Raw genomic sequence first — 13858 nt, forward strand, 5'->3', positions numbered from 1 at the left:
GCGAGATCCGCGGCCGGAGATCCGCGGCCGCGTCCAGCCAGAGCCCGGCGGCTCAGTCGTAGCGCTCGACGTGGACGTGCTTGCGGGGGACACCGAGCTCGCCGCGCGCGAGCTCGCGCACGGACGACACCATCCGATCGAGGCCGCAGATGAAGACGTGCGGGGCCGGGTCGCCGCTCATCGCCGCGAGCTCGCGGTAGAGCTCGGGCACGTGCTCCTGCACGTAGCCGCGGCGCCCGGACCAGGACGGCCCGCCGCGCGAGAGCGTGATCTCGTAGCGGATCCGGTCTGTGCCGCGCGCGAGCGCCTCGAGCTCGTCGCGGTAGATGACGTCCTCCTCGAAGCGCGCGCCGAAGAGGATCCACAGGTGGGGCGCGGAGAGCCCCGCGCGCAGGGAGGCGCGCAGCATGCTCCGGAGCGGCGTGACGCCGGTGCCGGTAGCGACGAACAGGGAAGGCGCGGGATCCCCGGGATCCCGGGTGAAGAGCCCGTGCGGGCCGATGGCGCGGAGCGCGGCGCCGGGCTCGAGCCGGTGCAGGTACTCCGAGCCGGCCCCGCCCGCCACGAGCGTGATCGCCAGGTCGAAGCGGGGGGAGCCGTCGGGGGCGGAGGCGATCGAGTAGGCGCGCTTCACCTCGCCGCCCTCGAGCGGGAGGACGAGGTTGACCCACTGTCCCGCCTCGAACAGGAACGCCCGCCCGTCGGCGCGCTCGAACGAGAGCTCGCGCACGAAGGGGCTGAGAGGCCGGGCGGCGACGAGGCGGGCTTCGAACGGTTCGGCGTGGATCATGGTCGGGCTTCCGCGGGAATCGAGGCGGCGAGGCTGCGGGGCCAGGGCTGCGCAGGCGGCGAGGTCTTACCGCAGCCTTCGCCTCGGCCCAATCACGATCTGCGCCGGAGCGGCGCCGCGATCGGCGCGCCGCCCCGGCGCCCTCGGAGGACACGGAATCGCGGAAGACCCGGCCTTCCGGCCCAGCGCCGCCGGGCCGCCGCCCGGGCTCCGCGATCCGGCGGCGCGGGAGCCGGCCCGGGCGCTACCGCTGCACGCCCATGCGGCGGCGCTGCGGGATGTTCACCGTCGGCCGGCCGCGATCCATGCCGGGGAGCCGGCGCGGCGGGCGGGGCTCCCGGTCGATCGGCTTCGACCCCGGGAGCTGCCCTCTCGGCGGCGGGCGCCGCACGGTCGTCCTCGTCGAGCCCAGCTCCAGGTGACCAGCGGGGAGATGCGTGATTGGCTGCATAGAAACCTCCTGTCGATCGATCGCGTCGATCATCTCGATCTTCACCACGGCAGAAACGGCGCCAGCGTTGAACGAAACCTTCGAAGAACCGGCTCTCATACACCCTCCATTCATCATCCAACCCCGGGTTGCGGACACACCGATGCGATGACCGCTGACGCTGGAGGCCTCTCCCGTCGGCTCGACTGGCGCCCTCTCGACGCACCTCACCCCTCGTCGCGACGGGACAGCCCGACTCGCCGCACGCTCCTGCGGAGACGCCTCAGCGCCTCTCCGTCAGGAGAGATGACGAGTCCAGCCGTCGCGCCACGAGCCAGCGGCCCGGCGCTTCGAGCGAGCGATCAGCGAGCGAGGAGAAGCGCGCCGCCAGGAGGGATGCCGGGAGATCAAGGACCTCCTGGCAACCAGCTCCAGCGACCTCCAGCGCCTCGGGCGCGTTCGCTCGTCGGCCCCACTCCGTCCCCACAGCGCACGACGCGAGCTCGCGCGGGGATCCGCGGGTCGCTGTCGTGGCTGCTCACACGCGGCAGCACAGGGACGCCGTGCCTACCTGGGCAACAGGCGATCAGCCCTGAGGGCCGCCGGACAGAGCGGTGGTTTTAGCGCGCGATGTGCATGATCGACGCGGGCGACGCGTCGAGACGGACACTAGCATCCAGTCGGGCTCCCGCAAAGCGTTTTTGTCCCCGGGATTGTGGAGGAGGGCTGTTTTCTGGCAGCCTCGCGCCAGCCTCGCGGCGGCTCACGGCCCTGCGCCGTGCCCGGAACGGTCGATGGCTATCTCCGAGCTGGAAACACCGGCGCCAGCCCGCTGCGACGCTCGGGCGCCTGGTAGGGGAAGCGCCGCCGCTCAGAAGGCGACGCGCAGTCCCACCGCCAGCGGGCCTGTTCCGGGCGACGCAGCGACCGCGCCTGGACCGACGAGGAGGCGCGCGGCGACAGGCGCGCTCGGCTCGAGGTCTTTCCGCACCCGCTTCTTGCCGATCACGTAGAGCGGCACGCCGACGGCGACCCCGGCCACCCCTCCGATCGCGGTTGCGAGCACGAGCGTCTGGCTCTCGCGGCGCTGCGCGCCGTCGTCGTCGCGGTGCGCCACGACAAGGACCATGCCGCCGAGGAGGGCGACACCGCCGAGGCCCGCGAGCGCGAGCCCCGACACCATCATGACATCGCTGTTCCGCTCCGTCGTCCGCTCCTCGAAGTCGCGGAACCCCCGCTCCGTCGCCTCGATCTCCAGCTCGACGCGGCGCCGCTCCTCCTCGGAGCCGCGCGCCTCGGCGGAGCGCGCCTGGCGCTGGAGCGCCGTGATGGTCGCCTCGTAGGCAGCCATCGTCTCCTCCCACGTGGCCCCCTGGGGCAGACCCGCCACGGGCGGCGCGGCCGGCGGCGGCGCTGACGCGGGGGGCGCCGCGCGCTCCGGCGGCGTCTGCGCGGCCGCGCTCGACGCGACCGCCACGGCCGCGAGCGCCAGCGCCCCCGCGACGAGGCGAGATCCCGCCGCCCGGCGGTGCGCCGACGGCGCGGTCGGACGCATGCGAAGCGAGCGGACCTGTTCCATCGGCGCAGCGTCATACCTCAACAGGGCCGGGGGTCAACGCGCGCCTCTCTGGCCATTGTCGATCCAGTTCGAGACCTCCGCCCTCGGCTCGCCCTCGCCCCCGAGCAGCCCTCTCAGCCTCGACTCGAGAGAGACGGGCGGTCGCCCGAGGATCCGCTCGAGCGAGGGGTCGACGACCGACAGCTCCCCGGCCTCGATCGCTGGATACGTCGAGGCCCACAGCCTCGCGGCGTCCCCTTTCGCCGCGTGGCGCTTCACGAACTCGCCCTGGCTCGCGGTCGAGAAGCGGATCTCGCGGCCAAGGATCGACGAGACGAGGGCGGTCGTCTGCGCGAGCGTGTACGCTCTCGGGCCGGTAAGAAGGATCGTCTCGTCCTTGTACCCGCCGCCGGCGATGACCTTCGCCGTGGCCTCCGCGAGGTCATCCCTCGCGGCCCAGGCGACGCCCCCGTCGCCCGGCACGACCACCTCGGCGTCGCTGACCTCGAAGAACCCGAGGTACAAAGGGTAGCTCTCCATGTACACGCCCTCCCGGATGATCGTGTGATCGACCCCGGCCGACCTCAGGTATGCCTCGGTCTCGAGGTGCGCCTTCATCACGGCCGCCTTGCTCTCGCCGCCGAAGGCGATGGAGGTGTAGTAGATGTGCTTCACGCCGGCCTTCTTCGCCGCGTCGATCGCGTTCCTGTGAGACGCGACCCGCAGCTCGTCGGAGAACGACGGATGAGACACGATGAGGAGCCTGTCTCCGCCGGCGAACGCGCGCTCGAGCGAGCCCGGGTCGTGGTAATCGCCCGCCCTCACGTGGACTCCCTTCTTCTCCAGCCCCTCGTGGGCCTGCGCAGATCGGTTGTGCACGGAGGCGATGATCCGGGACGGTGGAACCAGGCCGAGCATGTGCCTGAGGATGGATGAGCCGAGGTTTCCCGTGGTGCCTGTGAGGATGATCATGGTCGACGCTCCCGGTCCGGCCCGCCGCGACGTGATGGTCGTCGTTCGCCATGACGAAGTAGTCGCGCAGGTGCAGGGCAGGATGGATGACATGCGCGACAGGCGCGGGCACGCCTTCATCAGCGTTCGCATCCGGCCCTTGACGACATGAGCATCCCCGCGCCGCGGCGCGTGGAGCGCCTCCGGGGAAACAGTACCACGGGAACTCGTTCGTACTGGAAATCGTTACTGTGCTGTCTCGGCCTCTTCTGACGAAAGAATTGCGCGCTCAAAAATAGTGCGAAGGACGAGCGTCCAGGACGGCATCCACGGTTGGGTCGGCTCAAGGGGTCGACTCAGCAAGCAAGCATTCGCTTCGAGTGCTTCCAGGAGGTTTCATGGTCCTCGACCGGTCGTGCTTCGGATCGTCCCTGCGCTCAAGAAGAGAGGCTCGCGCCGCCAGGGCGTGGCAGAGGGCGCGCCGCGCCGCGCTCCTGGCGCTCGCGCTGCCCACGATCTCCTGCGCGGCGAGCGATCCGATGGACGGCGCGCCAGACGACGTCTCGGAGGCCACCGGCGCCGACGCGCAAGCGCTCACGTCCCCTTTCCCGATCGATCCGCGCAAGTCGCTCGTCGTCACGGACACGGACATCGTGTCCACGTTCACGCTGGAGGAAGTGCTGCAGAAGCTCGTCAGCCAGGCGAACGTCCCGGGCCTCACGCCGCTCCAGCTGTTTCGGCAGATGTTCGACACGTACAGGAAGGCCGGCGAAGGGCTGAGCCCGAGCCTCGGGCCGCACTGCGATGATGTCGTGCTCGCCAACCCTCCCCCGGCGCCGAAAGGTCCTCCGCCCATCGTCCTCGAGGGGCTCATGACCGAGGCTCGCGACGGGTCCATCAACGGGTTCCCGGTCCACTGCAGCCGGGCCGTCGGGCAGGAGGCCGACACAGACCCGTTCACGGCGCCGCCGAACGACGGGTACATGGCCACCACGCTCGTGAACCGCTTCGACCTGGCCAGCCCGACAGGCGCCGATTGTGGCGAGTACCGCGTCGTGTTCGCGCGGCGTGGAGGGAACCCCACGACGAACGGGGGCATGCGCAACTTCATCATCTTCGAGTCGCGGTTGCCCAACCCGAACCCGAGCCAGGGCCGGCAAGGCTGCCGCCCGCTCGTCGAGTTCTGGCAGGAGCTGTCAGACCCTGCCAAGAGCGTCCAGGAACGGGCGACGGAGCTGCGGAGCTTCTATTTCGACGGGCTGGACGGGGTCTCGCCCGTCATCCACATCGACCGCTTCGCCGCGGGCAGCGGGCAGATCCGCGTCAACGACTTCCTGCGGCCGTTTCCCTTCCAGCAGGACGAATGGGCGCTCCGGGAGTTCAAGCTCTCGCGCCAGTGCACCGGCGGAGCTTGCCAGCTGCTCGCGATCCCGACGCCCGTCGACGACAACCCGGCCGCGGCGCTCTTCGACCCTGCCTGGACCGATCCTCGAGCCGTCAGCTTTCGATCGTGGTTCGTCGACAACGCCGTGGAGGCGCTCGCCTCCGCGGGGGACATCAATCGGTTCGACTATCCCACGCTCGTGCCAGCCTCCTACAGCTCCGGGGAGGCGCTCTTGATCACCAACCAGAACAACTACAGGATCGCGCTCGGCAGCGAGCCGTCGACCTTCAGGAGCGACATCCAGCAGAAGCTCACCTCCATCGGCAGCCCGCTCACGCCGGACCAGCTCCTGGCGCGCGCCCAGACGGTCTCCTGCTCGGGGTGCCATCTGGTCAAGGAGGACAGCGCCGGCGGGAACAACGACGTCGGCCTCTCCTCGCCGATCCCCTCCAACAGCTTCCTCTTCACCCACACCTCCGAGGTGACGGAAGAGATCCCGGGCGAGCCCGGCAGGACGCGATTCAAGATCTCGAACCTGCTCGCCGACGAGTTCCTGCCGTACCGCGAGCAGGTGATGAACGACTTCCTCTTCGGCAATCCGGTCCTCGGGTTCGAGCGGTCCGGCCTGTGGACCTCCACCCAGGCGCCGCTCTCGCTCGTCACCGGCTGGGTGACCGAGGGCATCCGGGCGCTCCGGATCGGGACGCCGAACGCGTGGAACCAGGTCAAGAGCGCGCCGTTCAGCACCGCGGGCCTCACGCCGGTGGGCAACAAGCTCAAGCTCGACTTCTTCACGTCGCCCGTCCAGCCCAACCCCTCCTGGCTGGGGAACGTGGTGGTGCTGATCTCGATCCCGTCCGCCGGCATTCATAACCAGTTCGTCGGGACGACCAACCTGAGCCCCGCGAACCAGAACGCCTTCTCGACCATCACCTACACGCTCGCGACGCCGACCGTGACCGCGCTGAACGCGTCGCCGAGCGACGTGTCGCTGACGATCGAGCTCAACGTGAACCCGGGCTCGGGTCCCTACTTCGTGGACAACGTCCGGTTCACGAACTGACCGCCGGCGCCGCGGCACTCCAGCGCTGGGCTCCCCGACGCGTGCTCGCGGCGAGGCGCCCCGGCAGCGCCCGCCTTTGCGCCGCTCGCGCCGGAGCGCCGCCTTCCTCGTCAAGCGCCCGGACGCCGCCGCGAGCCGCGCCCGGGCGACGTCTTGCGTCTTAGAGATGGACAACCCCGGGCCCGCGGGTATAGTGCACGTCCTTGCTAGCACTCACATCTCGCGAGTGCCAAACCCGCAAGCCAACGCGAGCATCCGCCGGACAGCAGAGGCGCGCCCGGAGCTGTTCCCAGGGAGACCGGGGAGCAGGGCCGAGCGTCCGCCTGCACGCACGGGATGAAGCGACGTCAGGTCGTGACCGGTGAGTCACGCCCGGAGAGAACCAGAATGAAAATCCGACCGCTCCAGGACCGTGTGATCGTTCGTCGCGTGCAGGAGGAGGAGAAGACCAAGGGAGGTCTCTTCATCCCGGACACCGCGAAGGAGAAGCCGATGGAGGCCATCGTGCTCGCCGTGGGCAACGGGAAGACCCTCGAGGATGGCACCGTCCGCAAGCTCGACGTGAAGGAGGGCGACCGCGTCCTCTTCGGCAAGTACACGGGGAACGAGGTCAAGATCGACGGCGAGCAGGCCCTCATCCTCCGTGAAGACGACATCCTCGGCGTTATCGAGAGCTGATTCGGGCAAGACCGTTTACAGGAGATTCGCACCATGGCAGCCAAAGAAATCGTCTACAACGAGTCGGCCCGAAGCATGATCCTCGCGGGCGTCAACGCCCTCGCGGACGCGGTGAAGGTCACCCTGGGCCCCAAGGGCCGGAACGTCGTCATCGAGCGGAGCTTCGGCTCCCCCACGATCACCAAGGACGGCGTGACCGTCGCCAAGGAGATCGAGCTGGAGAATCGCTTCGAGAACATGGGCGCCCAGATGGTGCGCGAGGTGGCCTCGAAGACCAGCGACATCGCCGGCGACGGCACGACGACCGCGACCGTGCTCGCCCAGGCGATCTACCGCGAGGGCTCGAAGCTCGTCGCCGCGGGCCACAACCCGATGGAGATCAAGCGCGGCATCGACAAGGCCGTCGAGGCCGTCGTCGCGCACCTCAAGGGCGCCTCCAAGTCGACCCAGGACGCGAAGGAGATCGCGCAGGTCGGCACCATCAGCGCCAACGGCGACCTCACCATCGGCAAGCTCCTCGCGGACGCGATGGAGAAGGTCGGCAAGGAGGGCGTGATCACGGTCGAGGAGGCGAAGAGCCTCGAGACGACGCTCGACGTCGTCGAGGGCATGCAGTTCGACCGCGGCTACCTCTCGCCCTACTTCGTGACCGACCCCGAGGCCATGAAGTGCACGATGGAGGACGCGTATGTCCTCATCTCGGAGAAGAAGATCTCCAACATGAAGGATATCCTGCCGGTGCTCGAGGCGATCGCCAAGAGCCAGAAGCAGCTCCTCATCATCGCGGAGGACATCGAGGGCGAGGCGCTCGCGACGCTGGTCGTCAACAAGCTCCGCGGCACCCTCCACTGTGCCGCCGTCAAGGCCCCGGGCTTCGGTGACCGCCGCAAGGAGATGCTCAAGGACATCGCGGTGCTCACGGACGGCGAGGTGATCGCGGAGGAGCTCGGGCTCAAGCTCGAGAACGTCACGCTCAGCGACCTCGGCCGCGTGAAGACGGTGATCATCGACAAGGACAACACCACGCTCGTCGGCGGCCAGGGCACGAAGGACAAGATCAAGGCCCGGCTGGGGGAGATCCGCGCCCAGATCGAGAACACGACGAGCGACTACGACCGCGAGAAGCTCCAGGAGCGCCTGGCGAAGCTCGTCGGCGGCGTGGCGGTGGTCAAGGTCGGCGCCGCGACCGAGACCGAGATGAAGGAGAAGAAGGCCCGCGTCGAGGACGCGCTCCACGCGACCCGCGCGGCCGTCGAGGAGGGCATCGTCCCGGGCGGCGGCGTGGCGCTCATCCGCGCCCAGGCCGCCCTCGACAAGCTCCAGGTGAGCGACGAGCAGCGCTCCGGCGTGAACATCATCCGCCGCTCCATCGAGGAGCCCCTCCGCCAGATCGCCGCCAACGCGGGCGAAGAGGGCTCGATCGTGGTGCAGAAGGTCCGCGAGGGGAAGGACTCGTTCGGGTACAACGCCGCGACCGGCGAGTACGGCGACCTGATCGCGCTGGGCGTCATCGACCCGGCGAAGGTCGTCCGCTCCGCGCTCCAGAACGCGGCGAGCGTCGCCAGCCTGATGCTGACGACCGAGGCGCTCATCGCCGAGCGCCCGAAGAGCGAGAAGGCGGCCGGCGCCGGTGGCCACGCGGGCCACGGCCACGGCGACTTCTAGTGTCCCGAGGGCGCGCGCCGGGCGATGAGCCCGCGCGTGCCCGCCGGGAGGAGCGTGAGGGCCGGTTTCCCGGGCGGGAGACCGGCCCTTCGCCTTTTGTGATCGGGAGACGCCCCGCCGCGAGCGCTCATGGCGTGTGCGCTCACGCCGCGAGCGCTCACGCCGCGAGCGCTCACGCCGGGCCGCTGTGCGCCGCCGGCGGCCGGCCGCGGCGCCGCCTCCCCTCCCCCGCCGGCCGCGCGTCCGCGGCCACGCGGAGCAGCTCCTGGAAATGCCGCTCCACGGGGCCGAGATCGATGCCGTCCATGAACGAGGTGAACGCGAAGTAGGGCAGGAGCGTCTGCCACGCGCGGAGCCAGCCCGGCAGGTAGCGCGGCCGCTCCAGCGCCCCGGCCGCGCGCAGCTCCGCGAGCACCGCGATGTCGTCGAGCGCGATCCGGCCGCACACGAGCAGCTCCACCTCGTCGCGCAGCCCGCCGCGCAGGACCGCGGCGAGGAAGGCGTAGACCTCGAGCAGCCCGGCCAGGTAGCAGGCGTCCTTGGTGAAGGGCGCGCCGCCCTCGCAGAGCCCGCCGCGGCAGACGCGCTGGGCGTCGAAGTAAGCGTCGCGGCGCTCGGCGCCGCGCTCGCGCAGGTGGCGGTAGAGGTCGAGGAAGCTCGCGCCTTGCTCGGCCATGTCCACGAGGCGCACCCGCTCGGCGAGCCGGGTGAGACGGCCGATGGAGAGCGAGCGGCTGTACAGCTCGGCGAAGATGGCGAGCCCCTCCTGGGTGCGGGTGGTGCGGGGGCCGCCCGAGCGCAGGAACGAGAACCGCGGCTGCGCCGCGCCGTTGTGCGCGGTGAGCGCGTGCGTCTCGACCTCGTGGTGCCACAGCCCCTCGGCCTCCCACGACGCGAAGGTGGCCTCCGGCCGGACGCGGATCCGGCTCATGCCGGCCACCACCTTGGCCGTGATGCGCGGGTCGAGCGCGATCTCGATGTCGAGCAGCGGCCTTCGCGCGGCGACGCGGGCGGCGAGCTGGTCCCGCAGCGCGGCGGCGTCGAGCGGCTCCTCCTCGGGATCGCTGGCCTCGTCCCAGCCGTGGACCTCCAGGCGCGCGGTGAGGTGCTCGGCGAGATCGATGTTCCGGAGCGCGCCCCCGAAGAACTGCGTGCGCGCGCCGCCGTAGAGCTCGCGCGAGCGCGCGGAGAACTCGCGCGTGCCCACGGCCTCGAGCAGCTCCGCGGCCTGGATCTGCGCGCGGACGTTGTCGCGCAGCCAGCCGAGCGCGGGCGCGTCGCCGTCGATCGACAGCAGCAGCTCGCGCAGCTCGGCGATGCGCCGGCCGAGCGCGTCGCGATCCACGCGGTACTCGACCTCGGGGAGGCGATCCTCGCCCGAGGCGAAGAAGCGCTCCTCCACCTCGCGCGGCCAGGCGATGTCGTCGAGCAGCTTGAGGGCCTTGCCCTCCGCCAGGCGGCCGCCGACCCTCTCGAGCTGCTCCAGCACGGCGCGGTCGATGCTCATGGATCGCAGGATCGCCCGGACCGCGGGGCGCGGGAAGCGGGTCGGCGACGGCCGGCGGTCCGGGCAGCTCGAGCCAGCGCTCGAGGTGGTCGGGCTTCACGAGGGCGTCGGCGAGGTCAGCTCGCCGAGGGCCATCGGCGGTCAAGTGGAGTAGGCTGCTCGGCCATGGACCCTGCTCTGCTCCGTTTCCTCGATCTCGTGCAGCGCGAGCTCTCGGCCGATGACGCCCTGATCGAGCTCGGTGGCCGGCCCCCCGTCGACCCGCGCGCGGTGTGGTGCGCGCTGCCGAACGGCTCGCGGCTCGTCGCGCGCTTCGCCGAGCCGCCGGGCGAGCCCGCCAGGGTCGCGAGGCAGCTGGAGGAGCTCTCCGCTTCCTTCGCGGGGCTCTCGTCGGAGGCCGCGGACGAGCGGCCCGCGCACGGCAGCGGGTCGACGCACCGCCTCGACGACGAGCTGGAAGGGCTCGCGTCGCGCGCCGGTGCGCTCGGCGCGATCGTCGTGGACGACACCTCCCCGGTGATCTGGGGGACCTCGGAGCCGCGCCGGGACGAGGTGGACGTCGACTACGCGGTGCTCCTCGCGCAGTGGGCCGACGACGTGGAGCGCGTCGGTGTGAACCTGATCGATCTGCTCGATCTCGACGACGCCGCGCTCGAGCAGGCGCTCGCGACCACATCGCTCGGCCCCGGGGAGCGCGAGACCATCGCCGGCCACCTCCAGAAGATCCGGGAGCGCGGCTCGCGCAGCCCGACCGCGTGGCGGCGGCAGGTGGCCATCGCGCGCGCCATCGACCGCGTGCGGGGCCCCGCGGCCTCCGAGGCAGCCGCGCACGGCAGGTTCGTCAGCCAGCACGAGCAGGTCGGCGTGTACGCGCGCGCCTTCGCGAACATCTACCGCCTCGTCCTCGCCTACCCCGGCCCCTTCTCCGAGCTCCAGGCAGAGGGCGCCGTGCAGCACGCGCTGCCGCAGATCGAGCGGCTCGTGCTCGCGCTGCCGCCGATCGACCCCCGCCCGGGCGCCAAGATCGTCCGCCTGCCGCGCCTGCGCTGAAGCGCAGCCCCGATCACCGCCGCGCCGCCGCCCGACCGGCGGCCGGCGCCGCGCGCTCGCGCCCGGCGAGCGCGGAGCCCATCAGAAGTCGAGGTAAGGAAGCCCGCCGCCCGCGACGATCCGGTGGATGAACGTGCCCGTGCCAGCAGAGCCCGTCCCGTAATCGGTGGAGATGCGGAGGAGCTCCTCGCCGGGGAACGCGAGGCCAGAGTGCTTGTCGAGCGCGAACAGCATCACCCTGTCGACGAACCGGCGGGCCTCCTCGAGGTAGCTCGCCTCCTCCGTGCGGTGGTGCATGTCCACGAAGAAGTTCCCGAGCCCGGCCATCCCGGAGAAGTTCGCGGGGAAGACGGTGTAGTTGCCTTCGAGCTGGCGGGCGATCTTCCGGGCCATCTCGAGGTATCGAGGGTCCCCCAGCGCCGCGTGGAAGCGCAGCGCGACGGCGCCGACCCCCGCGCCGCCGATACGCCAGTAGGGGTAGACCAGCCGGTCGTCCACGGAGCGCTTGAACTGCGCGTACCCCGGCCTCTCTTCCTCGGCGCTCGCGAGCTCGAAATCGAGGAGCCCCCTCGCTATCTCGAGGTGCTCCTCCCGCCCCGTCGCCCGATGAAGCCGCAGCGCGAAGTAGGCGATGCCCGAAGCTCCGTGCGCGAGGCCGTGATAGACGGCGTCCATGTTCTTGTAGAAGTATCCTCCCTTGTCGCTCTGCAGCTGCGGCTTGATGTGGTCGAACGCGTCCACCGCGTTCCTGAGGTACTTCTCGTCGCCGAGCTGCGCGAAGAAGAAGAGGTTGGCGAGCCCCCAGCCGGCCGCCCCGTAGAACATGTCGGCGTTCTCGAAGAGGACCGGCGACCCCGCCGCGGTCTCCAGGATCGACTCGGCCTCCTTCCGCATCCCGAGCTCCAGGAGCGTCCACGCGACCCCGGAGCTGCCGACGTAGAGCCCGGGCGCATACCTGTCGTTGCTGATCTTCGACGCCTCGCGCACCAGCGCGTGAAGGAACACCTCGGGGACCTCTCCCCTCGTGCGCTTCAGGAAGAGGGCGACGCCGGATGCGCCGTAGGCGACGCTCAGCGGGTTCGTCATGGAGCGCCGGTAATCCGCCGGCAGGTCCAGCGGATCGTCGCCGCGCTGGATCTGATCCACGATGTAGCTCCCGATGGCGCCGACGATCTTCCGGAGCTCTCCGTCATCCCGGAGGGGCGGTATCGGTTCGGCCGCGGTGATGCCCTCGAGGCTGCGCTCTGCCTCCGCGAGCAGCGCGTCCACCCTCTCCGGCTGCTCGCCCACCCCGAGGGTGAGCCGCACGAACGCCTCGGGGACGCCCCGCTCCCGCGCGAAGTGCGCGAGCATGGGGGCCCGGCGCTCGGGCGCAATCGAGAAGAAGGCCGTGACCGGATACAAAAGCTCCCCGAAGACCCGGCTCAGGGCCCGATGGTCGTCCGCGAAGGTCGGCAGCCGTTCCGTCCCCCTGGCCTCGCCGAAGCCGGGCGTGTGAATCGGGATGAAGAGGCTCTCGGCGTCGCCCTGGGCGATGTAAGCCGCCTCGAAGTCGATGAACTTGACGGTGCCCTGCTCCGGGTCGAAGAGGATGTTCCGCGGCGAGACGTCCTGGATGACCACGCCGCGCTCGTGAATGGTCCGCGCGCCGGCGATGATCCTCCTCGCCATGGCGAGGAACTCCTCACAGTATGTCCGGACCTGGTCGGCGGTCGGCGACGCCACGAGGACGATGTTGGAGCGCCAGCGGGCGAGATAGGATGAGAGGGTCACGCCCGCCTCGAGCTCCATGGCGACGAAGCAGTGCTCCCATTCCTCGAAGAGCTCGACGGGCCTCGGGGCCACGCCCGTGCCCTCGAGGCGCTTCAGGACGCGATGCTCGTTCCTCAGACAGTCGATGGCGTCATAGGGGATCTTCCGCCCCCGGTTCACGAGCGGGCGAGCCTCCTTGACCACCACCTCCGTGTTCGTCACGAGATCGAGACACCTGTAGATCCCACCCTTGCTGGAGGTGCCCAGCGCCTCGGTCGCCTTGTACCTGCCCTTCAGGATGAGCTCGTCGTCCTCTTCCTCGGTGTCCGGGAACGGGTCGTCCACCCCCTCGGGCAACGCGAAGTAGGGCAGCCGCTCGTCCGGGATCAGCTGGCCGTCGTCGGTCCGGAGGAGGACGACGGGCTCGCCGAACGCGTTCACCCGCTGCGCCTTCCTGAAGCCGCCATAGCGGTAGAAGAGCACCTTGCTGTCCTGGTACCGCTTGTCGGACAGGATGTAGGGACCCCGGAAGCCCTTCGTGACCTCATGGAGGCGCGCCATGAGCCGCTTGAGCTGCTCGACATCGGCAGGATAGATGGTGATGAACTTCCCGCACGCCCCGCGGCCCCAGAACGTCGAGTTCCCGAAGTCCAGGATCTGCTCGTCGACGAGGACCTTGAACGGCACGCCCTCCTCCACGATGATCGGCACGACCGCCGTCAGCATGTCCCTCGCGCTCTCGTGCGCGGTCGACAGGTGGATCTTGAACCCGGCGTCCGGCACCCGGGATCTCGGCGCGAGGATCTCGCACCATGGCCCCTGGCCCTCGCCGACCGTCCAGCCCTCGGGCAGGAGGCGCTTCACCAGATCCCTGAACTCTCCCCCCTCGGACCTGTATCTCTCCAGGCTTTCGTAGCGCTCTGGATGAACGATGATGAAGTCGACGATACGGTCCATCACTCTTCTGTCAATGCCTAGCATGAGCCCTCATTGGAACGGCTGTGAGGAGACGACGCGCCCAGTAATCGCA

The 13858-nt window shown here is 70.2% G+C and carries 12 protein-coding genes; 6 read left to right on the top strand and 6 right to left on the bottom strand.

All coding sequences use genetic code 11. The annotated features are described in order from the left end of the window. Positions 1–52: 52 nt before the first annotated feature. The 4 genes from WME89_RS33145 to WME89_RS33160 form a co-directional block, all read right to left on the bottom strand. On the bottom strand, positions 53–790 hold the full coding sequence (locus tag WME89_RS33145) for a ferredoxin--NADP reductase (RefSeq protein ID WP_438003657.1): 738 nt from the start codon (positions 788–790) through the stop codon (positions 53–55). A 244-nt stretch (positions 791–1034) separates the two neighbouring features. After that, complete coding sequence (locus WME89_RS33150) at positions 1035–1241, bottom strand: hypothetical protein (RefSeq protein ID WP_436622728.1); 207 nt, start codon at positions 1239–1241, stop codon at positions 1035–1037. Between the two features lie 850 nt (positions 1242–2091). Then, positions 2092–2799, bottom strand: coding sequence for a hypothetical protein (locus tag WME89_RS33155; protein WP_438003658.1), 708 nt, complete (start codon positions 2797–2799; stop codon positions 2092–2094). A 33-nt stretch (positions 2800–2832) separates the two neighbouring features. Further along, positions 2833–3750 (bottom strand): SDR family oxidoreductase, encoded by a 918-nt coding sequence (locus WME89_RS33160; protein WP_438003659.1) that lies wholly within the window; start codon positions 3748–3750, stop codon positions 2833–2835. On the opposite strand from WME89_RS33160, the gene WME89_RS33165 reads away from it, so the two are divergent. From WME89_RS33165 to groL, 4 genes are all read left to right on the top strand, one after another. After that, entirely contained in the window at positions 3749–3901 is a 153-nt protein-coding gene (locus WME89_RS33165; RefSeq protein ID WP_438003660.1) for a hypothetical protein, read from the top strand. The two genes, WME89_RS33160 and WME89_RS33165, sit on opposite strands and share 2 nt — an antisense overlap. A gap of 226 nt (positions 3902–4127) precedes the next feature. Then, positions 4128–6176, top strand: a complete 2049-nt coding sequence (locus WME89_RS33170) for a hypothetical protein (protein ID WP_438003661.1) — start codon at positions 4128–4130, stop codon at positions 6174–6176. 387 nt (positions 6177–6563) lie between these two features. Further along, positions 6564–6854 (top strand): co-chaperone GroES, encoded by a 291-nt coding sequence (groES, locus tag WME89_RS33175; RefSeq protein ID WP_438003662.1) that lies wholly within the window; start codon positions 6564–6566, stop codon positions 6852–6854. 33 nt (positions 6855–6887) lie between these two features. After that, the gene (gene groL / locus WME89_RS33180) at positions 6888–8519 is read left to right on the top strand and encodes a chaperonin GroEL (protein WP_438003663.1); all 1632 of its coding nucleotides are present in this window, start codon (positions 6888–6890) and stop codon (positions 8517–8519) included. Between the two features lie 172 nt (positions 8520–8691). Here groL and WME89_RS33185 read toward each other — a convergent pair whose 3' ends face one another. Further along, the gene (locus WME89_RS33185) at positions 8692–10026 is read right to left on the bottom strand and encodes a flavohemoglobin expression-modulating QEGLA motif protein (RefSeq protein WP_438003664.1); all 1335 of its coding nucleotides are present in this window, start codon (positions 10024–10026) and stop codon (positions 8692–8694) included. On the opposite strand from WME89_RS33185, the gene WME89_RS33190 reads away from it, so the two are divergent. Together WME89_RS33190 and WME89_RS33195 are read left to right on the top strand one after the other, a co-directional pair. Then, complete coding sequence (locus tag WME89_RS33190) at positions 10025–10180, top strand: hypothetical protein (protein WP_438003665.1); 156 nt, start codon at positions 10025–10027, stop codon at positions 10178–10180. The genes WME89_RS33185 and WME89_RS33190 overlap by 2 nt on opposite strands. 11 nt (positions 10181–10191) lie before the next feature. After that, on the top strand, positions 10192–11076 hold the full coding sequence (locus WME89_RS33195) for a hypothetical protein (RefSeq protein WP_438003666.1): 885 nt from the start codon (positions 10192–10194) through the stop codon (positions 11074–11076). Positions 11077–11157: 81 nt separating this feature from the next. Here WME89_RS33195 and lanKC read toward each other — a convergent pair whose 3' ends face one another. After that, entirely contained in the window at positions 11158–13785 is a 2628-nt protein-coding gene (gene lanKC, locus WME89_RS33200) for a class III lanthionine synthetase LanKC (RefSeq protein ID WP_438003667.1), read from the bottom strand. Between the last annotated feature and the right edge of the window lie 73 nt (positions 13786–13858).

Source organism: Sorangium sp. So ce321 (assembly GCF_051530195.1).
Classification (GTDB): Bacteria; Myxococcota_A; Polyangia; order Polyangiales; family Polyangiaceae; genus Sorangium.

Coding starts and splice junctions, on each gene's coding strand:
- WME89_RS33145 (WP_438003657.1), bottom strand. CDS start 790: ATGATCCACGCCGAACCGTTCGAAGCCCGCCTCGTCGCCGCCCGGCCT.
- lanKC (WP_438003667.1), bottom strand. CDS start 13,785: ATGGACCGTATCGTCGACTTCATCATCGTTCATCCAGAGCGCTACGAA.
- WME89_RS33190 (WP_438003665.1), top strand. CDS start 10,025: ATGGATCGCAGGATCGCCCGGACCGCGGGGCGCGGGAAGCGGGTCGGC.
- WME89_RS33185 (WP_438003664.1), bottom strand. CDS start 10,026: ATGAGCATCGACCGCGCCGTGCTGGAGCAGCTCGAGAGGGTCGGCGGC.
- WME89_RS33170 (WP_438003661.1), top strand. CDS start 4,128: ATGGTCCTCGACCGGTCGTGCTTCGGATCGTCCCTGCGCTCAAGAAGA.
- groES (WP_438003662.1), top strand. CDS start 6,564: ATGAAAATCCGACCGCTCCAGGACCGTGTGATCGTTCGTCGCGTGCAG.
- WME89_RS33160 (WP_438003659.1), bottom strand. CDS start 3,750: ATGATCATCCTCACAGGCACCACGGGAAACCTCGGCTCATCCATCCTC.
- WME89_RS33155 (WP_438003658.1), bottom strand. CDS start 2,799: ATGGAACAGGTCCGCTCGCTTCGCATGCGTCCGACCGCGCCGTCGGCG.
- groL (WP_438003663.1), top strand. CDS start 6,888: ATGGCAGCCAAAGAAATCGTCTACAACGAGTCGGCCCGAAGCATGATC.
- WME89_RS33165 (WP_438003660.1), top strand. CDS start 3,749: ATGGTCGACGCTCCCGGTCCGGCCCGCCGCGACGTGATGGTCGTCGTT.
- WME89_RS33195 (WP_438003666.1), top strand. CDS start 10,192: ATGGACCCTGCTCTGCTCCGTTTCCTCGATCTCGTGCAGCGCGAGCTC.
- WME89_RS33150 (WP_436622728.1), bottom strand. CDS start 1,241: ATGCAGCCAATCACGCATCTCCCCGCTGGTCACCTGGAGCTGGGCTCG.